Below are 20613 nucleotides of genomic sequence, written 5' to 3' on the forward strand. Positions count from 1 at the left end.
AGGACTTCGGGCTTAGGCCCTTAGTTGGTCGATCTTAAAAATCTTCAGTGTAGAACTGGGCGTACCATTTGCGGAATTTAGCAAAGGGGCCGTCGTTGTCACAGAGCAGTGGTTTCTCGAAGTACTGCTTGCGCTCCCAGATGATGATGTCTTCTTCCATCTGTTTGTGGATATCGGCAACGATCGCATCGGCGACACCGCCAACGGGCTCTTTACCGTCCACTTTTTTCTGAATAAAGGCGTAAAACGCTTTGCTGTTCTCGCGGTCGACCGGCGTCAGGTTAGCCATCAGAACTGTGTCACAAATGCCACTGAAGCGCACAGTTGCCTGTCCTGGGCCAGTGCTGGCATTAGCGATAACACCATTGACATCGCCTTTGGGAGTTTTCAGCTTGCTGACAAAGCGACCAGAGCGGTGGATGCCATCGAAAACCACGTCTTCGGGAGTAGGAATATCCTTGGTGCCGTGTACATAGAGGAAGTGTGCCGCATCAACAGCGTTTTCACCGACTTCCTGGGTGTGCGTAGGAATGTCCCATGTTTTGATCTTGAAGGAGCCCCAATCGTCGTTATCGGCCGCCGCTTCAGGCACTACGTCAGGCTCAAAGGTCGGGTCGATGTTGTCCGGGTGGTACCAGACAAAAATGCACTGGTTCAGTTCGCGGACATGCCAGGGGCGAATAACTTCTTCACAGCGCGCGACTTTGGGCGGTAGGTTGGTGGCGTAGGGGACATCGGTACATTTGCCTTCGCCGTTATAGGCCCAGCCGTGGAAGGGGCAGATAACTGAGTCGCCTTTCACTTCGGCGCCGCCACCGGCTTTGCCGCGGATACCATAGCCTAAGTGTGCTCCCATATGTGGGCAGTATGCATCGAGCACTTTAGCCTCACCGGATTCAGTGCGGAACATGACCAGATCGGTGTCAAAGTAGCGCAGGGGCACTGACTCATCGGATGTGAGCTCGTGGGAGTAGGCGACCTGGAACCAGCCGAAAGGGATGGGCATTGGAATGCGATTGCTCATGGTATAGTGACCTCGATCAATTGTGTGAATCGTAAACGAACACTTTAAGACAGAGTGCCTGTCAATGTAATGACTTGCAAAAACTGTGTGCTTCGTTACTCGCGTAAATAGCTATACTCTCGGTGATTAATGCCTTAGGCAGCCCGAGTTACAAGGATATGCAAGCCTAGCTTTGTTGACCCACCTACAGGCGGCGCCTAAGCTCTGCAGTCCTTAGATAGCAACCCATTATAGTGGAGAAATAGGATGAGATTGCAGGATAAAGTGGCCATTGTCACCGGCTCAAGCCAGGGCATTGGCGCGGCAACCGCGCTGCGTTTGGCTCAAGAGGGTGCTCGCGTGGTACTGGCAGCCCGGCGCTTGGAAGAATTGCAAAGTGTGGTCGATCAAATTGAGTCTGCTGGCGGCACCGCCATGGCTCATGTTACCGATATTACCAACGAAGATGCGGTCAAGGCCTTGGTTGAGGCGACTGTAGCGGCTTACGGGCGCTTAGATATCGTGGTGAATAACGCTGTGCTGATGGTGCCTGGCATGCTGAAAAACCACGATACTAAGGCCTGGCGTCAAAACTTCATTGTATCGCTCGATGGCGCCATGTTCTTGATGCGTGAAGCCTACCCACAGCTGAGCAAAAACCAAGGCTCAGTAGTTAACGTGTCCTCAGTTTGTGGTCTTAAGGGCTCTCCAGCGACGGCTGGCTACTCCGCGGCTAAGGCGGCGATGCTAGGCTTGTCGCGTAATGCGGCGATCGAATGGGGTGGTAAGGTTCGAGTGAACACGGTGATCCCAGGTGCCTTCTTGACCCCTCCTACAGCAGCGGTGTTGCCCGATGAGGCTGCTCAGGAAGCCACTGCTCGCTCTATTCCAATTAAGCGTATTGGCGACCCTATGGAGTGTGCTAACGCAATTCTGTTCTTGGCCAGTGACGAGGCCTCCTACATTACCGGCGCTGAGTTAGTGGTAGATGGTGGGCGCACCGCGGAGCTAAATACTGGTACAGCGAGCTGGGACTAAGCTATGACTGATTCACAACTACTTGCCCGTATTGACCGTTTAGAGTCGCTGGATGAAATTCGTCAGCTCGCGGCCAAATACTCCCTGTCCTTGGACATGCGTGACCTCGATGCTCACGTGAACTTGTTTGCCCACGACATCAGAGTAAGTCGCGATAAAACGGGTCGCGAGCACCTCAAGCACTGGCTGGATGATACCTTGCGCCTGCAGTTCACTGGCACTTCTCACCACATAGGTAATCACATTATTGAGTTCGATGATCCAGATCACGCTCACGGTGTGGTGTATTCCAAGAATGAGCATGAAACCCCCTGTGCCAATGGCGATACGGAGTGGGTCATCATGCAGATGTTGTACTGGGATAACTACGAGCGCATCGATGGTCGCTGGTACTTCCGGCGTCGTCTGCCCTGCTATTGGTATGCGACTGATCTGAACAAGCCGCCGATTGGCGACAACAAGATGCGCTGGCCTGACCGCGAGCAATATGAAGGGGCTTTTCACGCCCTGTGGCCCTCGTGGCATGAATTCTGGGACAATCCCCCGGGTGACAATGTGGCTGAAGTCGCAGCCCCGGCTCCTATAGACGAGTTCCTTAAGACAATGCGGCGCGATGCTGCTGAACCCAAAATTCGAGTGCGCTAGCACTAACGCAGGAAAATAGAACAGATGGATTTATTTAGTCCCGTAAAACTGGGTGAGTTATCACTCTCTAATCGTATTATTATGGCCCCAATGACGCGCAGCCGCGCGGATACCGATGGCGTACCGACCCCTGAAATGGTCGAATACTATCGCCAGCGCGCTAGCGCCGGCATGATTATTAGTGAAGGTATTGCCCCAAGCGCAGATGGTTTGGGCTATTGCCGAACACCCGGTATATACAACGAGCAGCAAGTGGCAGCTTGGCGCGAAGTCTGTGACGCCGTTCACGCGGCAGGTGGTCGTATCACCGCTCAGCTGATGCACGTAGGCCGAGTGGCCAGCGCATTGAATAAGCCAGCCGGTAGCGAAACCGTGGCGCCATCAGCGATCCAGGCCAAGGCTAAAATGTTTACCGACCAACAGGGCATGCAGCAGATGGAAATGCCCCGTGAACTGAAGCTAGAAGAAATTCCTAGCATTATTGAGGAGTACCGACAGGCGACGGAGAATGCCTTTGCCGCAGGTTTTGACGCGGTTGAATTGCACTGCACCAGTGGTTACTTGCCAGCGCAATTCCTCAGCACTGGTACTAACCAGCGTCAGGATAGCTACGGTGGCTCGGTCGAGAATCGAGCGCGCTTTGTGTTGGAGGCCCTAGAGGCCATGTCCAGCGTTGGCGGCAGCGCTAAAGTGGGCATGCGTATTTGCCCAGATAACCCCTTCAACGATCTCTCCGACGAAGACCCACAGGCCACCTTCGATTATTTACTTAGCGAAGCCGCTAAGCTGGACTTGGCTTATCTGCACGTTATTCGCATGCCTACTGGGCGGGTAGATAATATCGCATTGGCCAAGCGCTACTTTGGTGACCGAGTCATTGCCAACGAGAGCTTCAGCTTTGACGAAGCACAAAAAGTGGTATCGGCGGGCGAAATTGCTGCGGTGTCATTTGGTCGTCCCTTCATCGCCAACCCTGATTTGGTTGAGCGTTGGCGCAGTGGGGCGTCATTAGCGGAGTTTGACCTAGCCACTATGTACACCCCGGGTCCCGAAGGCTATACCTCCTACCCAACACTGCAGGAAGAAGAGCGCGCTGGCGCTTAATAACTGCTGCTAAAGCCTCCCCAGCCTAGGGCTGGGGTAGGGCAAAGGCCAAATAGGCATCGCCGGTGGCGGTGCCTAGCTTGCCACCGCTGCAGGTAATGACAATGTACTGTCGGCCATTGTGCATATAGGTGCTAGGTGTGGCGTAGCCCGCTGCAGGCAACTGGTATTGCCACAAGAGCTCACCACTGGTCTTGTCAAATATGCGCAGCTTTTCATCGGAGGTGGCGGCAATGATCAGCAGTCCACCCGCGGTAACCACTGGGCCACCGAAGTTGCGTGTACCGGTCGGTGCCACGCCTTCTTTAGTTAGCTCTTCGTACTCGCCCAAAGGAATTTGCCAGCGGCGCTTGCCTGAGGCCAGATCGATGGCGGTCAGAGTACCCCAGGGTGGTTTCACCGCAGGATAGTAGCGCTGGTCGACGAAATCCTTATAGCCAGCGAAGACATAGCGCGTTTCTTTTTCAGCATCCACATTTTCGGATTGGCTGCTGACGTCGCCGCGACTATGAGCGAAGACATAATCCACGATGGCATCGCGCTCATGCTGGTTGAGGTGACTGAAGGGCATCATCCGGCCTTTCCCTTCAGCTACAACCTGGTGTGCTTCGCGTTTGCCAAGGCGTTGCTCAATGCCAGTTAGCGCTGGGGCGTAGGGGTAGAAGCCCTGTAAGTCGACACCGTGACAGCCACTGCACTGCTCTCGGAACAGGTACTGCCCGAGGCCGAGTTCACTGCCTTTATCGACTTCAATCGCTTCCATTTGCACCAAATTGGGCGCTTCCATGGCGTTGATATAGTACAGGCCTGATTCGGGGTCGTAAGCACCGCCACCCCAGTTGGCGCCGCCGTAAAAGCCAGGAAATAGTACGCTGGGTTTCAAGCCCGGTGGACGCATGTAGGCAAAATCTTGTACTTGCTGCCACTGCTCCTTGGCGTAGGCGTGGGCCTCTGGGTTGATGTCGGTGAGGTCTTCCGGCCCCATGCTCTGGCGAGTAAAGGGTTCGGGCAGGGTTACTTTAGGCTGGGTTGGATAGGCCGATTGACCGGGAATATCTGAGGCGGGTACTGGCACTTCCTCAATGGGAAATACCGCTTGCCCAGTCTCTCGATCGAGCAGGTAGACCACGCCTTGCTTGGAAGCCTGAGCCAGCCAAGCCTGCGTTTTGCCATCAATCTCAATATCGACCAGTGTCGGTGCCGAACTTAAGTCCCTATCCCAGAGATCATGATGGACTGCTTGGTAATGCCACAAACGCTTGCCGCTGCGGGCATCGAGCGCGATAACCGTGTTGCTGAACAGATTGGCACCGTGGCGCGAGGAACCATCAAAGTCAGGGGTCGGTGAGCCTGTCGGCACGTAGACTATGCCACGGGCTTCATCGATACTCATTCCCGCCCAAGCGTTGGCGCCGCCGGCTGTTTTCCAAGCCTCTTTGGGCCAAGTATCGTAGCCAAACTCACCTGGCTGGGGGATGGTGTGGAAAGTCCACACCAAGTCCCCGCTGCGCACATCATAGGCGCGGATGTCACCGGGGGCTGCACCGGAGGTTTCGGTAACCGCCGAACCCATAATGATTAGGTTGTCAAAGATCACTCCGGGGGAGGGGGCGTTGACACTGATATCATCGATGTTACGACCCAGGCCTTGGCGCAAATCGACTCGGCCATCCTGACCAAAACTCTTTAGCAAGTGGCCCTTGTCGGCGTCCAGTGCCATCAAGAAGTGCCCAGTCGTGAAGAAGATCCGCGCCGGGAGTTCCTCGTTGCCGGGCCAATAGCTGAGGCCGCGCATGTTGGATAAGCCAACGTGCTCAGCCGGAGGGCTAAAGGTCCAGCGCTCGTTACCTGTGTCGGCATCTAAGGCAAACACGTTATACAGTGGATTACGGCCGTAGAGCACACCATCAATAACAATCGGGTTGATTTGCAGCTCGGAACTGCTTGGTAGTTCTGCTCCCGCTGCGCTGTGGTAGCTCCAGGCTAGTTGTAGCTCGCCGACGTTGTCGCGATTAACCTGATTCAGGCTGGAATAGTGGCTGTTGCCTTGATCGCCACCATAGGTTTTCCAGCCCTCGTAATCCTGAGCCTGGGCCGCGCTAGTTAATGAAGCAATTAAAAAGCAGCACTGAGCTGCAAGAGATTTAACGTACCGCACCGCCACCATCCACACTGAGAATTTGTCCAGTAATAAAGGAAGCGCGATCACTGCTTAAAAAAGTAACCGCTTCGGCGATTTCATTGGGTTCGCCCAGGCGGTTCAGGACGGCGACCTTTTTTAGGCCTTCAGCGATTTTAGGCTGTTCCTCAAAGTATTTTTCTACACCGGGAGTGCGGATAACGCCAGGCGATACGGCGTTAATACGAATGCCTTGGCCACCGTATTCTGCTGCAGAGCTCTTGGTGAGGATGTTGACGCCCGCTTTAGCGGTGGCATAGGCGGTGTTGAAAGCCTGTCCTTTTAAGGAGGCGTTAGAGGAAATATTAACGATGGCGCCACCACCGGATTCCAGCATGGCTGGTATTTCGTACTTCATGCACATCCAGGTGTTGGTCAGGCACATTTCTACTGTTTGGTCGAACTCTTCGCGCTGGAACTCGTGGATTGGGCCGTGGCCACGGCTTACCGCAGCACTATTACAGGCTATATCTAGACGGCCATAGGTACTGGTAGCGGCCTCGACCATGGCTTTAACAGAGTCTTCTTTGCTCACGTCACCGTGTACGAAGATGGCAGTTCCGCCATTGTCGGTAATCAGGCGAACGGTCTCGTTGCCCGCTTCTGCATTGAAGTCTGCGATCACAACCCGTGCACCTTCACGGGCGTACGATAGTGCAATGGCCCGGCCGATCCCCTGGCCAGCGCCGGTTACAATTCCTGTCTTTCCTTCCAGTAATCCCATTATTTTCTCCAGTTAGTGATGGCTGCTCACAAGCTGTTGGCTAGTCATGTCGTTGCGCCGCACAGTACTATAGAGCCCTTTGATATAATCTGCATTATGCCGTTCTAGCGTCACTCGAGTACAGTTTATTGATCTGAGCTAAAACTCTTATCATCATAAGAGTAGCTGTATAGCATGGTACGCAGGTGGCGCCATGCTGACAGCGCCGTAGGCACCATCTTCATTGATATATTCCGCCACATAGCATAATGGGGCATACATGAGAGACATCACAGTAAGCGCTTTCCAGTTTTCTAGGCTGGTCGGGTATCTGAGACATCTGGGTCTAGATGTGTCAGAGATCCTGCATAGCGCGGGCTTAGTTCCCGAGCGCTTAAAACACTTGCCACCGGAATATTTACTGCCTGCGCAACAGTACTGTCGCCTTTATCAAGCAGCAGCCGAGCAGTTACAAAAGCTCGGCCGGACGGTGCCTTGGGGGGCCGGTATTGGTACCGAAAGCTTTGAGCTGATGTGTCACTGCATGATCAGTGCCCGTACGCTGGGCGATGCCCTTAAGCTAGCGCAGCGTTTTGATAACTTACTCTACCCACAACTACATCGTCGCATGCGACTGAGTGAAGATAAGGACTCGGTCAGTTTAATTTATGATTTAGACCTAGACGATGCCAGCGAGGCTCTGATGCTCGATAGCTGGGATCGAGAAGGTTTTCAGGAGCCGGTGGCCCGGGCCTCGGGCTTATTGGTCTGGCACGCCCTCTGTGGCTGGCTCACTGGACAGCCGATAGAGGTGGAAGCGGTGACTGTGGCAGCGCCAGCGCGCAACGACAGCTACACTCAGCGGCTCGAGGCCGTGTTCCATTGCCCGGTTGAGTTTAATGCGGATCAAACCGCACTGTTGATGTCGGCCGAGCACTTATCTCGCCGAGTGGTGCAAACGGAAGGCTCCCTAAAGGGCTTTCTGGCCAATGCGGTGTACCAGTTGATTGCTATTGATCAACAGCCCTTTAGTACCAGTGTGGCGATCAAGTCTTTGATTACGATAGACCTTCCTGGCCCACTGCCATCGCTAGAAGAAGTAGCGGCACAGTTGATGATGTCTGAGTCCAGTGTGCGCAGGCGCTTGCAGCGTGAGGGCACCAATTATCAAAACCTCAAAGACGAAGTGCGCTGCTATGTCGCGATTGATAAGTTACTCAATGAAGGCGCTAAAGTTTCCGCTGTGGCGGAATATCTGGGTTTTACCGAGCCGAGCTCCTTTGTGCGCTCATTTAAATCATGGACTGGTCAGACCCCTAAAGCCTATCGCGACCGGATGGTGAGCTTAGGAGAAGCTTGGGATAGTAGCCATTGATTAACCCAAGGGGATAATTTTTCTCCCTGAGGGGTTGTTCACTGTCATTCTTTTAGACCCTGTCTTACTCTGGGCCCTTGATAAACGAAAACCAAAGATTGCTGGGAGAAGCGTAAATGTTATTACAGAACAAGGTTGCTCTAATTACAGGTGCCGGTCAGGGCGTGGGGCAGGGTATCGCTCTGGCTTTAGCGAGCGAAGGGGCCAAGGTGGTTGTCACTGGTCGAACACTGGAGAAGCTGGAAACAACCTGCGAACTGGTCAGAGAGCGTGGTGTAGAAGCACTGCCACTGGTCTGTGATGTTAAAGATGCACAGTCGATGAAGGAGACCGTCGAACAGGCTGTCGCTCACTTTGGTGCTCTGAACATTCTGGTCAACAATGCTCAAGAAGTGCCGCTGGGAACTTTGCATGACCTGGATGATGAGAAATTCAACCGCGGCTGGGAGTCTGGTCCGCTGGCGACTTTCCGTCTGATGAAACTGTGCTATCCGCACCTCAAAGGTGACGGCGTGATCATCAATCTAGCCAGTAGTGCGGCCAAACGATGGGATATGACGGGCTACGGTGGCTATGCAGCCACTAAAGAGGCTATTCGTTCGCTTACCCGTGCCGCGGCCTGTGAATGGGGACACGAAGGTATTCGTTGCAATGCGATTCTGCCACATGCAATGTCCCCAGGCTTGGAGTGGTGGACCACCAATCGCCCCGAAGAAGCGAAAGAATTTATTGCTAGCATTCCACAGCGCCGCATTGGGCACTGTGAAGATGATATTGGTCGTTTTGTGGCAATTTTATGCAGCGACTACTCAGCCTATGTCAACGGCCAGAGTATTGCGCTCGATGGCGGTCAAGCTTATCTAGGCTAATTGATCGCACAACTGTGTAGGGCCTGTTTTGCTGCGCCCTACACAGTCCATTGCAGCTAAGATTCGCGATACCTAGGTAACAGCACTAGTACTAGCAGACCTGCAGCGGTATTTTCAGCTCGTATGCTTCCCGAGTGCTGATTAATGGCTCGCTGCGCAATCGAGAGCCCTAAGCCGTAACCACCGCTAGTGCGTGAACGAGTATCATCAACTCGGTAAAACGCATCAAAAATGCGATCTAACTCTGACTCTGGAATGCCAGGTCCGGCATCCTGAATGCTGACTTCATAGTGGTTGGCTACAGTCTTTAACTGCACCTGTACCCTGCTATTAACTGCAGTGTGCTGGACAGCGTTACGCAAAATATTCTCGAAGCTCTTGCGCAGTAAGTCGCCTCGAGTAGTCACGAGTGCTTGTGCTAAATCTGTGCTGAAACTTACCCCGCGCTCTTTGGAGTGCGCTTCAAAGTCGGCATCAGCACAGAGACTTTGCAGCAGAGTCACTAGGTCTATGTGCTCGTCCATCACTTGATTAGCTGCCTGAGTACTGAGTAACTGCTCGATTAACTCTTCCAATCTATCCGCTTCTCGCTCGATACGCTGCAATTGCAAAGGCCTTTGTGAGGGAGCTTGTTGGGCGAGCGCGAGGGCAATTTTTAAGCGCGCTAAAGGTGAGCGCAATTCGTGAGAGACGTCACTGAGGAGTCTTTTTTGGGCATTGATCCGGCGCTGCAGTTGTTCGGCCATGGTATTAAAACTGCGCGCCAAGTCATCGGTCTCATCGCCGCCACTGTCGCGTACCGCAATGCGACTGTCTAAGTGACCTGCGGCGAGTTCGCCGGCAGTGTGCTTTAGTTGCTCTAAGCGCCGGGTCATTAAGCGCGACAGTAGGTAACACAGCAAGCCACTCATCAGCACTGCCAATAGGGCGCGTAACCATAGCTTGTCACCTAAGGCACGCAGGACAGAGTGTCGCTGAGCTTTAAACTGCAGTACTACACGTAACAAGCCCTGTTCTTGACGGTAAATAGCATAGCCGGCAACGGGTGGCCTGCCATCGGCTTTTAGTACGGTGCTGCGCTGCTGAGGAGTAATTTGCTGGGCGGCCAGCTGTACGATATCCGGCACAGTACGCCCAAGCATATCCCGACCTTGAAGATCAATGAGATAGATATCCATGCGCTTTGACTGCTGCTCGCTCAGCAGTGCGGGCAGCTCGCTCTCGGGTAGGTTTTGCAATTGATAGATTAGGCGTAACACAAAGCGAGGTGGCGGCCCCGGTTTGTTAATTTCGACTACTTGCCGTGGCTGTGAATCGAGGTAGCTTGCGACGAGTAGCCAGCTGGCAAGAATGCCGCTACTGATTAGCCAGAAACCGACAAAAAGTTTCAAATATAAGCTGTTGCGCAGCATTACTGGCCGCGCTCTTGGCTATCTGCCGCATATTGGTAACCAACACCTCGCACACTCAGTACTAACTGTTCGCCACCGAGCTCGGCCAGCTTGCGACGAATTTTACTGATGTGTACATCGATACTGCGGTCATAGGCAGAGAGCGGGCGACCCAAAGCTTCACGGCACAGCGTGTCTTTATCCACTACTTGTCCAGCGCGGGACAGCAAGCTGAAGAGCACATTAAACTCAGCACTGGTGAGCGGTAGCTCGGCATTGGCGTAACTAGCTTGGCGTTGACTGCTGTTGAGTTGTAGTTCACCGACGCGCAGTTCAGTGCTGTGCTCTTGAGTGGGTCGTACCCGGCGTAAAATGGCGCGTAGGCGAGCAGCTAATTCACGCGGGTTACAGGGTTTGGCTAAGTAGTCGTCAGCACCGAGCTCCAGCCCTACGATGCGGTCGGTATCCTCACCGCGGGCGGTAAGCATTAACACCGGAGTTTGCGTGAACTTGCGCAAAGCACGCAATACATCCAAGCCCTGCATGCCCGGCAGCATGACATCGAGAATGATGAGCTCATAGTGATGTTCTTTGCAGTGTTCGAGAGCTTCTTGGCCGTTGTGGATAGCGTGGCTAAGAAAACCTTCTAAGGCGAGGAACTCACTGAGCAGTTCACATAGCTCCACGTCATCGTCTATGATGAGGACCTTAATATCCATTTATCGAGCCCGCGTTAATAGTGCTGAAATTGTCGTCAATCAGCCACAGATTGTCACGCGGCTTAACTTTTCCTACCTTAACTTAACCTATCTTTACATCTTAGTTGCAGAGTTTAGGCTGAGTAGCTCCTATACTGTTTAGCAAGTCCTGCCTACAAGGCAGGGTCTGATCTGCATACAAGGAGAATGACGATGCAAAGGATATTAAAGAAAAGTCTAGTTAGTGCAGCCTTAAGTGTGGCGCTACTAGGTGCGGCTGTGAGTTACGCGCAAGTTCCCCACAGTGGTGAGCATTCTCACGAGGCTAAACTGGAGCGCATGACGAAACTACTTGATTTGAGCGAAAGCCAGCAAAGCGAGATCAAGCAAGTGTTTCAGTCAAATATGAGCCAAAAGCAAGCTGATCGTAAACGCTTGATGGAATTGAAGCGAGAGCTGCGGGACTTTGACGGGGACTTTGATGCAGCTGCAGTACAGGCTAAGGCAGATGAAATTGGTCAGATTACCAGCCGCATGACCTTTCAAAGTGTCAAAGCTAAGCAGCAATTGCGGGAGTTGCTGAGCGAAGAACAGCGTAGCAAGCTGAAACAGCATCACGCTGACCGAAAAGGACACGCTAAGCGCGGCCATCACAAGAAAGGCCAGCACAAGATGGATCACTAAGCAGAGCCAGCCACTCAGGCTAGCTCCGTTTTCTTAACAGGGACCCCTGTAGCGCTCTGGGTGGCAATAAATGCCACCCTTTTTTGATTAAAGTTCTTTTCGCGTCAAACCGAGATCGCCAATGGCATCAGCTTGGGCGGCGCTAGTAATGACCGCGGTGCTAGCTAGCTCTGGCTGTAAGTAGGTCTCAGTCACGCGGCGCAGGTCATCGAGTGTCACGGCAAGGATTCGCTGACGGAACTGCACCCGCTGTTCATGAGTGCGTCCGAACAAGCGATTGTGAAAGTGCTGCTTTGCCTCACCTGCCGGAGAGCCGGGTTTGTCCATGCTGCCAATCACGCCGAGGATAGCCTCTTCCAGACTGCGTGGCTGGTGGCTGCTAGTTAATAACCACTTCAGCGATGCATCAAAGTCATCTAAAGTGCCAGCTAAGCGTGGGTCGCGGTAGGAGTAAAAGCGGAATGCTGCAATACCGCTATCCTGCGTTGCGCCGCCGCCATAGGCTCCGCCTTTTTCGCGGATACTGCGATGGAGGAAACCATTGCGAAGAAAGCCACCCAGCACGATTAAAGGTGCTGCATCGGGGTGTTGAACAGGCACCGTGGGATAGGCGCGCGCGCAGAAGTTAACCTGTGTATTGGTGACCCATAGCTCACGGATTTGTTCGCGCAGTGCAGGCAGACTAAAGGCGCTGTTGGATGAGTCGCCTGGCTTTTGCCAAGTATTTAAGGCCAGTTCTGAGAGCTCAGCGAGCTGCTGCTCATCAGCGATGGTTAACAATTGTCGCGGCATGGCGATAATTTTGTCGTGCAGGGCCTCGAGCTTGCTGGCAAGTTGCGCCAGCTCATCGGAATTTTTCAGTGAGTCGTCTAGCGCGCGCAAGGACTTGATGCCCGCAATACCCGCTAAGTGATGGTTCAGCTTGGCCAGCGGAGACATGCCCGCACAAGCAGCTGCCATGGCCAAGCCATGACCATTGCCGGTCACAGATTGTTCGCGCCGTGCTCGCTGTTGGCTAATCAGTTCGCGAATGCGAGCGTGCTCCTTAAAGCTTGGCTGCAGCAGGGTGTCGCGCATTAGCGCTGTTTGTTCTGCACCGTGGCGCGCCAAGGCCTTAGAAGACAGCACAAAGTTGGCAGTTAAGTTTTGCTCATCATCGACACTGCCACGCATGGAAGTGAAGGCATTGAGTGAGCCGACGCTAGCTGACTGACGCTGCTGAGTGCTCAAATAGTCCTCTCCAGCAACCCCCACCTCGCTCAGTACACTGGTGTAAAGCGGGAGCGTTTGCAGTTCTTCTGGCTCGAGCTGGGGCAGTGGCGATACCACTTGTTGGTAGACTAGGCCGTTGGTGCCCTGGGCGTAACGCGTCAGACGTATGCCATTGCGCTCTTGCTCGACAAACTCAAGTTCCGGTAAATCAGCAGGAACATCGGATAGCTCGACTCGCGGTAACACATCGGGGTCATCCACTTGCTGCTGTCGTTGCTCTAGTTTTTGAGTCTGTTCGATCACTCGCTGCTTGTCTTGCTCAGTCATGCTCGCCTTCATTTCGGCTAGGCGCTGGGCTTCAGCAGCAGCTCGCTGTGCCGACAGTTCTTTGTCTGGGTGCATCACCAGAGTCACCCGGTGCGGATTGTCTAGCAACAGAGTCCGGGCCAGCTTTTTGATGTAGTTTGGGTCAGCAATATTGTGACGCAGCTGGGCGATAACCGGATCAAGGTCGAGAACGCCAATTGGATCAGCGTAGTGGGTGGCACAGCCCAAAGCCTGTAAAATTAACTGCAGTCCATAGGGGAAGCCATCGCCACTGACTTCACGCTGATGCAGCTCCAGTTGGTGCAATACCGCTTCGAGACGCTCTTGCGCAATTCCCTCATCGGCTAATTTAGTAATGGTATCTAGAACCAGGGTTTCAACAGCCTCGGCCCGATCGGCTTCGGAACCTTCCAAGCCACAGCAAAACACCATTTGACGCATCGAGTCTTCCAAGCCACAGAGCGGGGAGGGCGCTTGGCCTAGGCTGCTGGTTTCCAAAGCTTGCATCAGCGGCGAGGCGCTGTTGTCGATCAGTACGCTGGCTAGCAATTGTGCTTCTAGCATTTGCATCAGGTCGGTACTTTCACCGAGCATCCAGCCAATGACGATGTGAGTTTTGTTGTCGGTCGAGGCGCTGTCATCAAAGGCATAGGGCTTATTGACGTACAGCGGCTTGCTCAGGCGCTGCTCTGCAGGTACCTCAATGCGGCCTTCAAGGCGCTCAAAGTGTCGGAGGGCGCGGTCCTCAAACACGGCTTGGTGCTCAGCGGCTGCTATGTTGCCAAAAGTCATGAAGATGGCATTACTGGGGTGGTAGTGACTGCGATAGAATTCTTTCAGCTGCTCATAGCTCAGGTCGGGAATGTGCGCTGGGTCGCCGCCGCTGTTGTAGTGATAGGTGGTGGTAGGGAACAGGTGCTCACTGAGTGTTTGCCACAAAGTGCTGCTAACTGAGCTCATAGCTCCTTTCATTTCATTGAATACCACACCCTTGTAAACCAGTGGACTGTTGCTGTCCGTGGGCTCGGCAAATTCGACTCGGTGACCTTCTTGAGCGAAGTCTAGCTGGTCTAAGTTGGAGAAAAATACCGCGTCGAGATAGACCTGCAGTAGATTGTCAAAATCCTTGCGGTTCTGACTGGCAAAGGGGTAGGCGGTCCAGTCGCTACTGGTGAAGGCGTTCATGAAGGTGTTGAGCGATCGCCTTAGCATCATGAAAAACGGATCGCGCACAGGGTAGCGCTGGCTGCCGCAGAGTGCAGTGTGTTCGAGTATATGGGCTACCCCGGTGGAGTCCATCGGCACTGTACGCAGGGCTACTAAAAATACATTCTCAGTGTTTTCTGAGGCGAGGTGATAGTGCGCTGCGCCGGTCGCTTTGTGGCGGTATTCCTCAACACAGAGCTTGAGGGAGTCAATGTGGACCTGGCGAATGGCCTCGAAGGCCGAGTGGGCAGTAGGTAGGGAAACAGCAGTTTTGGTCATAGAATTCTCATGTTGTGCGCCCTTAGCGACGCAAATATATCTTGAATGAATAATTTTGGCTGTGACAACAGCCCTAGCTTAGTCTGTAGTTTTTTGCTCAGGCCGCTCTACTAGCTCAATACGATAGAGCCATGGCCAGCGCTTTCCGGTGACCCAAATACCCCCATCTTGCGGGTTCTGAGCGATACCGTTGAGTACGTCGGTGTTTCGTTGCCTGTCACTGTCGGGCAGTAGTCCGCTGAGGTCAAGCCGCCCGGTGACTCGGCCGCTGTCAGGGTCGATGATCACTATCTCGTCACTTTGCCAGATGTTGGCCCAAACCTTGCCATCAATCCACTCCAGTTCATTGAGTCGGGTGACTGCTTGGCCCCCCGCAGTCACTCGAATGGAATCGGTGATTTCGCCGCTGTCAGGCTGCATAAAAAACAGTTGATCACTGCCATCGCTATAGATCAATTGCTCACCGTTCCAAGTGAGGCCCCAGCCTTCACCGGGTATGCGAAACCAGCGCAGAGGTTTGAAGCTGTCTCGCTCATACACCAGCATCAGACGCGCGCGCCAGGTCAGCTGATAGATTTCATTCCCAACAACTGTCAGGCCTTCGCCGAACAGGCGCGGATGCAAGCGCTGGGAGGCTTCTAGCTGGCCGCTGTCGAAGCTATAACGCAGCAGCTGAGACTCACCATAGCCACCGGTGCTGACGTACCACTTGCCATCGACAATTTGCAGGCCCTGAACAAAGTTTTGTCGGGATTGGGCTTGCTTGTCCACCACCCGATAGTCGTAGAGGCTTTGGGCGCCCAACTGAACTGTCCACAGGAGGGACAGCAGGGCTATAAGCAGGTTTTTTTTCACAGTCGTTTACGTCCTAAATCTCGGATCAAAAACCGCGCGGGCGCTAGCGCGCGGGCTAGTTCGCGCGTCATGGGCAGTGGCTCGTGGCAAATCTGGCTGGCCAGTAGCTCCGCCGCTAAGGGTGTTGAGCTGAGGCCGCGGGAGCCGTGGCCAGTATTGAGGTAGAGGCCTTGCTCAAAAATACCACAGGCGGGGATGTCACGTTTAGCGTTGCGGCGCAGCGCGGCAAATTGTGCAACAAAGTCGTCTAGCTTGGGCACTGGCCCCACTAAGGGCAGGTAATCTGGGCTGGCACAGCGAAAGCCCACGCGGCCCTCTAGTGTGGCGGGGTTTAGAGCCTCTAAAGCGGCTGACCACTGAGGTAGCGCCTGAGACAGTTGCTGCAAGTTGTGTTGATGGTCTTTGATGCTGAGGTCTTGGCTGCTGTCATTGAGGTTAAAAGTGGCGCCAATGCAATGCTGGCCATCTCGAGCCGGTGCGATGTAGCCATCGTGGCACAAGGCAGCGCGCAGCTGCTCGAAGGGTTGTCCAGCAGGCAGTGAGCTGGTCTGGCCGCGAATCGCCTGCAGCGGCAGCCACTCTAAGCCGCTCTGCGCCGCGCTGTGATGGCCACAGGCGATAACCGCACAGTCTGCTTCGGCCAGTAGTTCGCCACTATGGTTGCGTGCTTGCCACTGCCCCGCGTGCTTGCTAACTGTCACTTGTCCGCAGTGCTCTAGCAGAGTGATCTTGCTTTGACTCAGCCAGTGGCGGCAAATCGCCGGTGGCGATAGCCAGCCAGAATGCGGGTACCAGAAACCAGGGCTCGCTAGCTCTACCCCCAAGCGAGCACTGGCAGCGTCGGCGCTGAGTACCTCTGCCAGATCTGGGAGCTCAGTGAGCAGCTCTTTCAGCAAAGCGAGTTCGCTGTTGTCTCGATGTAGATGAAAGCTGCCACAGAGCTGCCCGTCACGGCCTGCTATGAGTTCACCGCTGGCTAACAATGCGCGATACAGGGCAGCAGCGTGGCTAAAGCTTAAGACGCTAAAGTCTGCCAAGGGGGAGTGCTGCCGCGATAAACGGGTGTACAGAATGCCCTGTTGGTTGCCGGATGCAGCACCGGCCACCTCGGCGCTCTCCAGAACGGTGACGTGAATGCCGCGCTTGGCAAGTGCCGCAGCGGTAGCTGTACCGGCTAGCCCCGCCCCGAGGACGATAGCGCTGCTGGGGATTGCACCGGAGCTCGCGGGTATATCCCAGGGCGTGCCCAGCAGCGGTGCCGGCTCAGCGGGCTGGGCCAGCTGGCCTAGTAGGCGCTCACGTTTGCGGCCAAAGCCCGGGCCCTTGTGCATCTCAAAGCCAGCCGCTTGTAGCCCTCTGCGCACCGCACTGGCGGCGGTGAAGGTGGCCAGTGTGGCGCCGGGTTTGCTCAGTTGTCCTAGTTGCTTTAGTAGGCTTTCCTGCCACAGTGCGCTGTTGCGCGAAGGGGCAAAACCATCCAGATACCAAGCGTCTACTAAAGGCTGCTGGCGAGCGAGCATGTCAGTCAAAGCCTCATTGGCTTCGGCCCACCACAAGTCTAAGATGACATTGCCGCCTTCAAAAGTCATTCGGTGAACCCCGGGTATGGGCTCAGGGTACTGGGCGATCAATTGCTCACTCAGCCTTGCCAGCTGGGGCCAGTTAGCGAGTGCGCGAGCCAATTCATCGCGGCGCAGTGGAAAGCACTCCATAGACAGAAAGTGCAGGCGAGGCGGCGCTTCAGCTTGCTCTAACCAAGCCTGCCAGGTCATCAAAAAGTTCAGACCGCTGCCAAAACCTGTCTCGCCGATCACGAAGCTGTCATCGCGCTGGTGTTGCCAGCGATCGGGCAGCTGGTTGCCCTGTAAAAACACGTAGTGACTTTCAGCTAAGCCATTGCTGCGATCGTAATAGATATCTTCAAACTGACGGCTATTGGGGATGCCTTGGGCATCCCAGTCCAGTTCTGCGCGTGGCATTGCTTGCCAAGCTTGCTGCATCTTGGGCATCAAAAGACTCAAACAGCCTTGGGGCTGGGGATAGTGAGGGGCCGATTTAAAGCCTGAGCTACTGTTTTGCTAGGGGGGTAAGGCTGCACGATGTCATTGGTCCTGCTGCTCTGTAGGAATGGCGCCATGATAGCAAAGCCCGTATGCCAAGGTAATCAGAAGGCCTTGGGGGCCGCATTCTGGCTAGCCATTGGGCGCTTCAGGTATTAGACTGACAGCCTTTTATTGATCGAGTTCAGCATGGCGCAGTATCAGAATCAAAGCATTCCCCGAGACCAATTCTTGGTGATGTCTGTCAACTTACTTCACAAAGCATTTTTGGAGTCTACGCGCACCCACGCCAAGCGTGTGTTTAAGGAGATCGCCGAAGGTAAGATTGTGCACATGACCAATGTGCAGATGGAAGATCGCTCTACAGTGCGCTTTGACCTGAGCCTAGACTACAGCGAGTTTCCTGGAAAATTGAACTTTGGTAGTTTTCGCAATAGTTTAGTGGCCTTGATAGCGCAGTTGAGCGAGTCACTGCGCGCAGAAAAAGACATTGCCGTGTTTACTGCTGAGAATGACGCCAATGTGATGATTTTTGGGGAAAGCGGTATCACGACACAGGATGGTGAGCCCAGTGTCTTAGTGCTAGGTGCTGAAGTGGCCTCGGGACAGCCCTCAGTGATGTTGCGGCTTATGTACTTGGATTACCGTCAGTTTCTGGCCTCTCCCGAGGGGCAGCAGAGCGCTGCCGCGGAGGCTGGACAAAGTGCCGGTTCCTAAACTTAGGCTTAACTGTTAAAAGCGGGCTCTGGAGGTAGAGTGAGAGTCAGCTTTTCACTCGGGGCGATGACTTCCGCCGTTCCGCTGGCGACTAATTTGCCATGCTGATTAATGGCTTTGCAATCTAGGCTTACCCACTGTCGACGGTCCTTTTTTTCCAGTACCGTCAGGGTTACGCTAATAGTGTCGCCGATTTTAACCGGCAGACGAAAGCGCAGAGATTGCCCCAGGTAGATGGTGCCAGGTCCAGGTAAGCTCATTGCTAGCGCAGCAGAAATTATGCCGCCAGTGAGCATGCCGTGAGCGATGGTTTCGCCGAAATCGCTTTCGGCGGCAAAGTCATCGTCGAGGTGGACCGGGTTGACATCGCCAGTGGCAGCAGCGAACAAGTGGATATGGCGGCGCTCGATTTTGCGGCTAAAGCTCGCGCTCTGGCCAATTTCCAGTTCGTCGTAGGTGAAGTTGCTGCCTTGGGTCATAGGGTGGATCCTTTGCCAGTAAGAGTGAGATATATAATAACGTAATTGATGGGGCGAAATGTCTGATCAATAGCCTAATAAATAGTGGGAGAGCTATCTATGTCAGAGCGGCTACTTAGAGAACAGCAGGAATTATTGAATAAAGTGTCTGCTGAGGTGGGTCTTAAAACCCAGGTGGACGTTCAGCGTTTTGATAACGTTGTGGCAATCGCCGAACAGGCTTTCGCCAAGTTTCCTACAAAACCGGCATTTACTAGTCTAGGGCGGACGCTGACATTTGCCGACTTAGATAAACTCTCAAGAAACTTTGCCGCCTGGCTGCAGCACTGCACTGACCTTGAGCCTGGCGATCGCATTGCTGTGCAGATGCCCAACTTGATCCAGTATCCGGTGGTTGTCTTTGGCGCGATGCGCGCGGGCTTGGTCATCGTCAATACCAACCCTCTATACAGTGAGCGAGAGGTAGAGCATCAGTTCAATGATGCTGGGGTCAAAGCCTTAGTCGTGCAGGCCAATGTGGCCGAAACAACGGCCAAAGTACTGCCGCGTACTGGGGTGAAATATACCCTAGTAACAGAGTTGGCAGATCTGCATAGCCCAGTAAAACGTTTCCTTATCAATAATGTGGCTAAGTACATTAAAAAAATTGTACCGCCTTATGATATCCCCGACGCTATTTCATTGAACCAAGCCCTCGCTGAGGGCGCTAAGCATCGCTATGAGCCGGTCCATCAAATGGCGGATACCTTGGCGATGCTGCAGTACACTGGCGGTACGACAGGCGTGGCTAAGGGCGCGATGTTGTCCCAGGGCAACTTGGTGGCAAACGTTTTACAGGTTGATGAATTACTAGAAACCCACTCATTGACGAAAGAGGGGCAGGTGGTTGTGCAGCCCTTGCCGGTCTACCACATCTACGCTTTTATGACCTGCGTATTTTCTATCTTAAACGGCTCACACATGGTGTTTGTGCCCAATGCCCGTGACATTCCCTCGGTGGTCGCAGCGCTGCGGGAGTATCAGCCCACGACTTTCTGTGGTTTGAATACGCTGTTTGTTGCCTTGTGTAATAACGAAGAGTTTCGCCAGCTCGACTTTTCCAAGTTACAGGTTACGCTATCAGGCGGCATGGCCTTGAGTCACAATGCTGCGCAGCGCTGGCAAGATATCACTGGCTGCGAAGTGGCAGAAGGTTATGGTCTAACAGAGACCTCACCCGTGGTATCAAGTAACCCCGGTACGCGTAAAATTATCGGCACCATCGGCATTCCTGTATCCAACACCTTGGTCAAAATCGTCGATGACGAGGGCCAAGTACAGCCCTTGGATGAGCCGGGTGAGCTCTGCGTGAAGGGCCCCCAGGTGATGCAGGGCTATTGGCAGAGCCCTGAGGAAACCGCCAAAGTGATCGATGCTGACGGTTATTTTCATACCGGCGATATTGCTAAAATCCGCCAAGACGGCTTCCTGCAGATTGTCGATCGGAAGAAAGACATGATTGTGGTGTCGGGCTTTAATGTTTATCCCAACGAGCTTGAAGACGTACTTTACGCCCATGAAGATGTATTGGAGTGTGCTGCTGTTGGTGTTCCCGACGCAACGAGTGGCGAGGTAGTCAAGATGTTTGTGGTCAGCAAATCCGGCAAATTAACAGCAGAAGAAGTACGAGACTTTTGTCGGCAGAGTTTAACTGCCTACAAAGTGCCTAAGCTGGTGGAGTTTCGCAAAGAGCTCCCTAAGAGCAATGTGGGCAAAATTCTGCGTAGGGAATTACGCGACAATTCTTGAG

Annotated in this window: 17 protein-coding genes; 8 read left to right on the plus strand and 9 right to left on the minus strand. The window is 53.8% G+C overall.

Annotated elements, in window-relative coordinates; all coding sequences use genetic code 11:
• Positions 1-34 precede the first annotated feature (34 nt).
• Complete coding sequence (locus tag H2508_RS02150; protein WP_182168754.1) at positions 35-1024, minus strand: Rieske 2Fe-2S domain-containing protein; 990 nt, start codon at positions 1022-1024, stop codon at positions 35-37.
• 246 nt (positions 1025-1270) lie between these two features.
• On the opposite strand from H2508_RS02150, the gene H2508_RS02155 reads away from it, so the two are divergent.
• From H2508_RS02155 to H2508_RS02165, 3 genes are read left to right on the plus strand one after another with little or no spacing between them, the layout of a single operon-like run.
• Positions 1271-2041 (plus strand): SDR family NAD(P)-dependent oxidoreductase, encoded by a 771-nt coding sequence (locus H2508_RS02155; protein WP_182168755.1) that lies wholly within the window; start codon positions 1271-1273, stop codon positions 2039-2041.
• 3 nt (positions 2042-2044) lie between these two features.
• Positions 2045-2686, plus strand: a complete 642-nt coding sequence (locus tag H2508_RS02160; RefSeq protein ID WP_182168756.1) for a nuclear transport factor 2 family protein — start codon at positions 2045-2047, stop codon at positions 2684-2686.
• A 24-nt stretch (positions 2687-2710) separates the two neighbouring features.
• Positions 2711-3790 (plus strand): alkene reductase, encoded by a 1080-nt coding sequence (locus H2508_RS02165; RefSeq protein ID WP_182168757.1) that lies wholly within the window; start codon positions 2711-2713, stop codon positions 3788-3790.
• Between the two features lie 25 nt (positions 3791-3815).
• Here the strand turns inward: H2508_RS02165 and H2508_RS15210 are convergent, their stop codons facing one another.
• The gene (locus tag H2508_RS15210; protein ID WP_182168758.1) at positions 3816-5948 is read right to left on the minus strand and encodes an outer membrane protein assembly factor BamB family protein; all 2133 of its coding nucleotides are present in this window, start codon (positions 5946-5948) and stop codon (positions 3816-3818) included.
• A complete protein-coding gene (locus H2508_RS02175) occupies positions 5935-6693 on the minus strand; it encodes an SDR family NAD(P)-dependent oxidoreductase (protein WP_182168759.1) in 759 nt (252 codons plus the stop codon). Before H2508_RS02175 ends, H2508_RS15210 begins: the two co-directional genes overlap by 14 nt.
• A gap of 331 nt (positions 6694-7024) precedes the next feature.
• Here H2508_RS02175 and H2508_RS02180 point away from each other — a divergent pair, with 331 nt between their 5' ends.
• The gene (locus tag H2508_RS02180; RefSeq protein ID WP_182168760.1) at positions 7025-8047 is read left to right on the plus strand and encodes an AraC family transcriptional regulator; all 1023 of its coding nucleotides are present in this window, start codon (positions 7025-7027) and stop codon (positions 8045-8047) included.
• 116 nt (positions 8048-8163) lie between these two features.
• Positions 8164-8916 carry an SDR family NAD(P)-dependent oxidoreductase gene (locus H2508_RS02185; RefSeq protein WP_182168761.1) on the plus strand — a complete coding sequence of 251 codons (753 nt, stop codon included), beginning with the start codon at positions 8164-8166 and terminating at the stop codon, positions 8914-8916.
• Between the two features lie 56 nt (positions 8917-8972).
• On the opposite strand, the gene H2508_RS02190 is transcribed toward H2508_RS02185, so the two are convergent.
• Both H2508_RS02190 and H2508_RS02195 read right to left on the minus strand, forming a co-directional pair.
• Complete coding sequence (locus tag H2508_RS02190; protein ID WP_182168762.1) at positions 8973-10328, minus strand: ATP-binding protein; 1356 nt, start codon at positions 10326-10328, stop codon at positions 8973-8975.
• Positions 10328-11026: a response regulator transcription factor gene (locus tag H2508_RS02195; protein ID WP_182168763.1), complete on the minus strand. Its 699-nt coding sequence runs from the start codon at positions 11024-11026 to the stop codon at positions 10328-10330. Before H2508_RS02195 ends, H2508_RS02190 begins: the two co-directional genes overlap by 1 nt.
• Positions 11027-11218: 192 nt before the next feature.
• On the opposite strand from H2508_RS02195, the gene H2508_RS02200 reads away from it, so the two are divergent.
• Complete coding sequence (locus tag H2508_RS02200) at positions 11219-11689, plus strand: Spy/CpxP family protein refolding chaperone (RefSeq protein ID WP_182168764.1); 471 nt, start codon at positions 11219-11221, stop codon at positions 11687-11689.
• An 87-nt stretch (positions 11690-11776) separates the two neighbouring features.
• Here the strand turns inward: H2508_RS02200 and H2508_RS02205 are convergent, their stop codons facing one another.
• From H2508_RS02205 to mnmC, 3 genes are all read right to left on the minus strand, one after another.
• Positions 11777-14713: an insulinase family protein gene (locus H2508_RS02205; protein ID WP_182168765.1), complete on the minus strand. Its 2937-nt coding sequence runs from the start codon at positions 14711-14713 to the stop codon at positions 11777-11779.
• 78 nt (positions 14714-14791) lie between these two features.
• A complete protein-coding gene (locus H2508_RS02210) occupies positions 14792-15568 on the minus strand; it encodes a glutaminyl-peptide cyclotransferase (RefSeq protein WP_182168766.1) in 777 nt (258 codons plus the stop codon).
• Positions 15565-17577, minus strand: coding sequence for a bifunctional tRNA (5-methylaminomethyl-2-thiouridine)(34)-methyltransferase MnmD/FAD-dependent 5-carboxymethylaminomethyl-2-thiouridine(34) oxidoreductase MnmC (gene mnmC / locus H2508_RS02215; protein WP_182168767.1), 2013 nt, complete (start codon positions 17575-17577; stop codon positions 15565-15567). Before mnmC ends, H2508_RS02210 begins: the two co-directional genes overlap by 4 nt.
• Before the next feature lie 240 nt (positions 17578-17817).
• Between mnmC and H2508_RS02220 the strand changes: the two genes are divergently transcribed.
• A complete protein-coding gene (locus H2508_RS02220; protein ID WP_182168768.1) occupies positions 17818-18345 on the plus strand; it encodes a hypothetical protein in 528 nt (175 codons plus the stop codon).
• Between the two features lie 8 nt (positions 18346-18353).
• On the opposite strand, the gene H2508_RS02225 is transcribed toward H2508_RS02220, so the two are convergent.
• On the minus strand, positions 18354-18824 hold the full coding sequence (locus H2508_RS02225) for a MaoC/PaaZ C-terminal domain-containing protein (protein WP_182168769.1): 471 nt from the start codon (positions 18822-18824) through the stop codon (positions 18354-18356).
• A gap of 99 nt (positions 18825-18923) precedes the next feature.
• Here H2508_RS02225 and H2508_RS02230 point away from each other — a divergent pair, with 99 nt between their 5' ends.
• Positions 18924-20612 carry an AMP-binding protein gene (locus H2508_RS02230; RefSeq protein ID WP_182168770.1) on the plus strand — a complete coding sequence of 563 codons (1689 nt, stop codon included), beginning with the start codon at positions 18924-18926 and terminating at the stop codon, positions 20610-20612.
• Position 20613 lies beyond the last annotated feature (1 nt).

It is taken from the genome of Sediminihaliea albiluteola (assembly GCF_014077625.1).
Classification (GTDB): domain Bacteria; phylum Pseudomonadota; class Gammaproteobacteria; order Pseudomonadales; family Halieaceae; genus Sediminihaliea; species Sediminihaliea albiluteola.

Excerpts from the sequence above, each read along its gene's own strand:
- H2508_RS02150 (WP_182168754.1), bottom strand. The coding sequence starts at position 1,024 with ATGAGCAATCGCATTCCAATGCCCATCCCTTTCGGCTGGTTCCAGGTC.
- H2508_RS02155 (WP_182168755.1), top strand. The coding sequence starts at position 1,271 with ATGAGATTGCAGGATAAAGTGGCCATTGTCACCGGCTCAAGCCAGGGC.
- H2508_RS02160 (WP_182168756.1), top strand. The coding sequence starts at position 2,045 with ATGACTGATTCACAACTACTTGCCCGTATTGACCGTTTAGAGTCGCTG.
- H2508_RS02165 (WP_182168757.1), top strand. The coding sequence starts at position 2,711 with ATGGATTTATTTAGTCCCGTAAAACTGGGTGAGTTATCACTCTCTAAT.
- H2508_RS02175 (WP_182168759.1), bottom strand. The coding sequence starts at position 6,693 with ATGGGATTACTGGAAGGAAAGACAGGAATTGTAACCGGCGCTGGCCAG.
- H2508_RS02185 (WP_182168761.1), top strand. The coding sequence starts at position 8,164 with ATGTTATTACAGAACAAGGTTGCTCTAATTACAGGTGCCGGTCAGGGC.
- H2508_RS02190 (WP_182168762.1), bottom strand. The coding sequence starts at position 10,328 with ATGCTGCGCAACAGCTTATATTTGAAACTTTTTGTCGGTTTCTGGCTA.
- H2508_RS02195 (WP_182168763.1), bottom strand. The coding sequence starts at position 11,026 with ATGGATATTAAGGTCCTCATCATAGACGATGACGTGGAGCTATGTGAA.
- H2508_RS02200 (WP_182168764.1), top strand. The coding sequence starts at position 11,219 with ATGCAAAGGATATTAAAGAAAAGTCTAGTTAGTGCAGCCTTAAGTGTG.
- H2508_RS02205 (WP_182168765.1), bottom strand. The coding sequence starts at position 14,713 with ATGACCAAAACTGCTGTTTCCCTACCTACTGCCCACTCGGCCTTCGAG.
- mnmC (WP_182168767.1), bottom strand. The coding sequence starts at position 17,577 with ATGCCCAAGATGCAGCAAGCTTGGCAAGCAATGCCACGCGCAGAACTG.
- H2508_RS02220 (WP_182168768.1), top strand. The coding sequence starts at position 17,818 with ATGGCGCAGTATCAGAATCAAAGCATTCCCCGAGACCAATTCTTGGTG.
- H2508_RS02225 (WP_182168769.1), bottom strand. The coding sequence starts at position 18,824 with ATGACCCAAGGCAGCAACTTCACCTACGACGAACTGGAAATTGGCCAG.
- H2508_RS02230 (WP_182168770.1), top strand. The coding sequence starts at position 18,924 with ATGTCAGAGCGGCTACTTAGAGAACAGCAGGAATTATTGAATAAAGTG.